A 1,023-nucleotide genomic window follows, 5' to 3' on the forward strand; every position below is an offset into this window, starting at 1 on the left:
TTGCTACCCGGAAATTCAAAGGATATCCATCCGTGTTTCCGATAAACTTACCCGCATTAGATTCTGATACATACTGAGCTATACTAAAGGCATAATCTGTCATACCCGTGTTTCCGGTCGTAGCCCAGGATACCCCATTTGCCGATGAGGCCATCGTTGCCAATACATAGGCCGTAGTTGCGAACTTCGTACTGTTATCATTCGTAGCAGGTGTCACACCCGTCACATTACCACTCGCAAAGACCGTCGCTCCTGATACATTCAACGTACCTGAAACAGCTGTGTTTCCTGCCACATTCAGATTACCACCTACACCTACTCCACCACCTACGATCAACGCTCCATTATTAGTCGCACTCGAGGCAGTCGTATTCGTCACATTTAATATCGAACTACTTCCAAACGTTACATTACCACCCACTCGTAACTGAGAGGCTACTCCTAATCCTCCCGACAATACCAACGAACCCGTAGATACACTACTCGCATCTGTCGTATTCGTAATACTCGTAATGCCTGTCACTCCTAAGGTATTATTAATCTGTGTCGCGCCAGATAAGGTCGTCGCGCCTCCTACTCTTAACTGCAAGCCTATCCCCGCTCCACCTGCTACTTGTAACGCACCTGTATTAGTAGCCGTAGCATCTGTATTATTCGTCGTATACCAACGTCCCGTAGTTTGAATTAAATTCACACTCGTATTTCCCAAGACTAACTTATTGCTCGCATCCACATTCGCTCCATTACCTATCGCGGTCGCATTGGTTAATGCCCCATTATTCACATTCGCTCCATAACCTAACAACGTGTTATTAGATCCCGTTGTAACTGAATTACCCGCATATCCTCCTAATCCAACGTTGTAGTTACCCGTGGTCACTGAATACAAGGCCTGGTAACCATGCGCATCGTTCATCTGTCCACTCGTATTTGAATACATCGTTTGATAACCAATCGCATTATTATAATATCCATTGTTATTACTAAACAAAGTCTGGATACCTAATCCTACGTTTTGACCTC

The 1,023-nt window shown here is 44.9% G+C and carries 1 pseudogene; it reads right to left on the bottom strand.

The window, feature by feature from the left end:
* Positions 1 to 1,023 (bottom strand): annotated as a pseudogene (locus tag ACST14_RS10920) (hypothetical protein); the annotation flags it as partial.

This window comes from Aquirufa sp. A-Brett2-15D (assembly GCF_054558735.1).